Source organism: Anabaena sp. FACHB-83 (assembly GCF_014697485.1).
GTDB lineage: Bacteria > Cyanobacteriota > Cyanobacteriia > Cyanobacteriales > Nostocaceae > Nostoc_B.
The window spans coordinates 1-3535 of sequence record NZ_JACJRY010000109.1; the positions used below are offsets into that span (position 1 = coordinate 1).

The 3535-nt window shown below is 38.4% G+C and carries 3 protein-coding genes and 1 pseudogene; 3 read left to right on the forward strand and 1 reads right to left on the reverse strand.

Going from position 1 to position 3535, the window contains the following annotated elements; genetic code table 11:
* Window positions 1–176, reverse strand: a pseudogene (locus H6G79_RS37205) (RNA-guided endonuclease TnpB family protein); the annotation flags it as partial.
* A 138-nt stretch (window positions 177–314) separates the two neighbouring features.
* Between H6G79_RS37205 and H6G79_RS36140 the strand changes: the two are divergent.
* From H6G79_RS36140 to H6G79_RS36150, 3 genes are all read left to right on the forward strand, one after another.
* On the forward strand, window positions 315–1103 hold the full coding sequence (locus H6G79_RS36140) for a ParA family protein (RefSeq protein WP_190595331.1): 789 nt from the start codon (window positions 315–317) through the stop codon (window positions 1101–1103).
* 189 nt (window positions 1104–1292) lie between these two features.
* Window positions 1293–2237: a ParB/RepB/Spo0J family partition protein gene (locus tag H6G79_RS36145; protein WP_313934727.1), complete on the forward strand. Its 945-nt coding sequence runs from the start codon at window positions 1293–1295 to the stop codon at window positions 2235–2237.
* Between the two features lie 251 nt (window positions 2238–2488).
* Entirely contained in the window at window positions 2489–3004 is a 516-nt protein-coding gene (locus tag H6G79_RS36150) for a hypothetical protein (RefSeq protein WP_190595333.1), read from the forward strand.
* The last annotated feature ends 531 nt before the right edge of the window (window positions 3005–3535 follow it).

Here is a 3535-nt window from a genome sequence, read left to right on the forward strand (position 1 = left end):
CTTAATTTGGCAATATGAGACTGAAGTTTGGCACAACTCAAATGCTTGCCCCACCTTCTGTAGTAGCGTTTATGTAGAGCAATACAATGATTGTAGATGACCCCAGCAGCATTAATCATGCGCTTGAGATGTCTATTTTTTTTGTGTTGATATAGCTTAAACTTCATTGTTTTCATATTATTATTTTGCCAAAAATATGGAGATAAAAACTTAGATTATTCCTAAATTAAGCAAAGTCGCCCTTGAAGGGCAAGGAACCTCAGACCCATGTTTTTGGTAAATCAATCCCATAGTTATGTATGGCGAGGTTTTTGATGGCACAAGTAGTTATTGCGGTTTTGGCGAATGCTGGTGGTGTCGGTAAAAGTACTTTATCTGTACATCTAGCTTATGAAGTTAGTAAGCGTAAACACAAGGTAGCATTGCTAGATTTAGATCCACAGAGATCGCTTGATGTTTTTTGTGGTTTAGAAGCAGCCGAAGCAGAAAACACAATGGTCAAAGTTTTAGCAAAAGATTTTAAAGGCGACTGGGTTTTAGAATCAGCATGGGATGAGGCAAGAATAGAAGTTTGTCAAGGACATCCATTACTAGCCGATACAGGCAATGATCTAGTAATTCGTAAACGAGGAGAATATACTTTAGCGGATAGGCTGCACAAGTATCCGTTACATCATGACTTGGTAATTATAGATTGTCCAGCTACTTTGGGAATGCTGAATGTAAATGCTTTAGCAGCCGCCACTCATCTTTTAGTGCCGATACAGCTTGAAATGAAGGCGATTTCAGGTGCCGCAGAGTTAGTTGAATGGTGTATCAATACATCTGAAGAACTACAGTTAGATCCTAAGCCTTCTATCATGGGTTTCGTGCCAAGTATGTATGATGAGGCGATAGCAATGCACAGGCAGTACTACTCACAACTGCCAGCAATTGCAGAACAATTAAATGTTAAATTGTATCCAAAAATTCGTAGTTCTAATGAGTTTAAAAATGCCAGCGCACATGGATTACCTCTGCATAAATATCGAAATAAACATCCAGCTTGTAAAGATTTTAAGCAAATTGCAGATGATGTGGTTGAATTAATCAAAAGTAAGTGAGGAACTTCTATGCCGAAAGCACTACCACAAATAGGGGAAAAATTCAAAGGGGCAGTTCAAAAAACCGAGCAAGAAAAAAAAATTGCTCAATTGCAAGCAGAAGTAGAACAGCTAAGAATCAAGCAAGCTCCTGAACTTGAGAACGAGTTACAGTTATTGCGAGAAAAACTGCGGAATCATTCTGGAGAAGTGGAAATTGATCTGGAATTAATTGATCCTAATCCCAATCAACCAAGACAAACAATTACTGTAGAATCAATTCAAGCAAAAGCACGACTATTAAAAAAACACGGGCAGATTACTCCTATCATTCTTGTAGCCCAAAAAAATGGGCGTTACATACTGCTTGATGGGCAACTGCGTACTGAAGGGGCAAAGCTATTAGGATGGAAGTCTATCCGGGCTGTTATTGTTCCAATGCCCAAAGATTTAACACAATCATCTCTCATTACTTTTCTCGGATTTGAAGACTTAAACCCCTTAGACAAAGCTGAAGCTATTGTTCAAGAACTAAATAAAGCAACAGAATTGGATTTAGAAGAAATTTCTACAGTACTAGCAACTGTGCTTAAACGTATAGAACGTGATGGGAAGAGTAAAGAGTTGACAAAATTAGTTGCTTTGGACTTAGAGCAACAAAAGTTAGGATTAGAAACTTTAAATGTAATAGGTGAAGAACAAAGTTTGTTTTTAGGATTGTTAGAGTTAGGATTGAACCCTGCTTCAGTAAAATCTAATCTTTTACCGATGCTGTTCCTACCTGATGATTTAAAAAAGGCAATTCGCTATAACGGATTGAAAGGGGCGCACGCTTTGGCACTGGCAACTTTATCTGCAAAAGCTTTAGACATATCTGAAGAAAAGGCTCAAAAAGAACGAACTAAAATCACAGAAAAAGTTTTAGCAGAAAATCTTACAGTACCAGAAACACGCGAACTTATTAAGCAAGTTAAAGCTAAATACTTAACAACAACAAAATCAGAATCCAAAGAAGTCAAATCTATAATTCAAAAAATCAGTAATTTATCAGAAACATCATTAATTCAGGCAAGTACTGAGCAGCTTCAAGAACTAAAAATAATTTTGCAAAAAAAATTAGCTGAAATAGAGAACCTAAGCCAGCATCAAGCTTAACAGTGTAGAGATAGAGTGATTGCTCAATTTGTGGATGAAGAAACGTGCCAATAACTTTTAGAAGGAGTGATTGATCGCTCAAAGTCTCTCGTTAAGCGAAATTAGTTGCTAAATCCAAGTAATAGATCAGCAGTCAAAAACAGACTCAGCGATATCATTAAAAGTAGATAGCAGCAATCCCTTCACTGTGGAAGGGATGATAGTACTATCGAACTTAAGAATAAATTGGCAGACATAGCCACCCATTAATAATGCCAAAGTTAACCTGTTTAACTGCACAGCTAACTGTACTAACAGCCCTGACCCTGACAAGTTGTAGCACCACGAGTGTTGAGCAGTACGAAGCGACAGCACTTACCAGTTATATCTGGCAAGTAAAGTATGCCAATAACTTAACTAATGCACCCCAACCGCGAATTGAAAGCTTTGGCACTGCATCAGTACTCAATCGGAATGGATTGAAACCAGCAGGAGCAGTTATCGGCCCGGACGATCAAGGACTATGGTGGCCAATTGTGCCACTACGCCCAAGCATTGATGAAGTAGAACAACGCAAAAAACCTCAAGAAGAAGCAGGCAAACCAGAACTACAGAAAACGGTAAAATATCAAATTACTTATGGAGCAGGTGAGCAACAGAAAACGCTACCTACTAATTATGATGTTTATCGGCAGGTAGTGAAGGCGTACCCGTCCCGCACTCCTTTGGAATTAACTTTTGGATTAAATGATGACTCGGTAGAAAAGGCTGAACCAGTGGGCAAGTAATAATCTGATAAGCCTTAACTGCTGCTTATATTGGCAAAGAATATTCTGTGAAGCATAAGGGAAGCCTTCTTGTCTATTCCTAAAGTTTGCCATCATGCAATAATTTGTACGCCGTATCACCTGTCAAGAGCAGGGGGTAGGGTGTAGTGAAAGCATTATTGGAACTCCGCCCAATGCAATCGTCCTAAAAAACGGGGCTTGTATCCGTGCGGTGGTTCGATGTTCTTATCTCTCCCCCACACCCCGCCTCAAGGGGTTTGCTCAAAAAGCGATTTATCTTGGGTAGATAAGAAATTCACCCATTTCAATAGAAAATTTTTAAGCCACTTTTAGGAAAGATCGTGCTTCAATTCAAAATCTAAAATTATTTATTCCCAAAATCAATTTTTTAAAATTACTAAAAATCAGTACCGTTAATAAAAAATCCAAAACTACAAATAGGGGTCAAATGGGGGTCATATAACCCCCAACAATTAAAATTCACAGATGGGGGTCAAATGGGGGTTATATAGGTTACATTTGACCCCCATT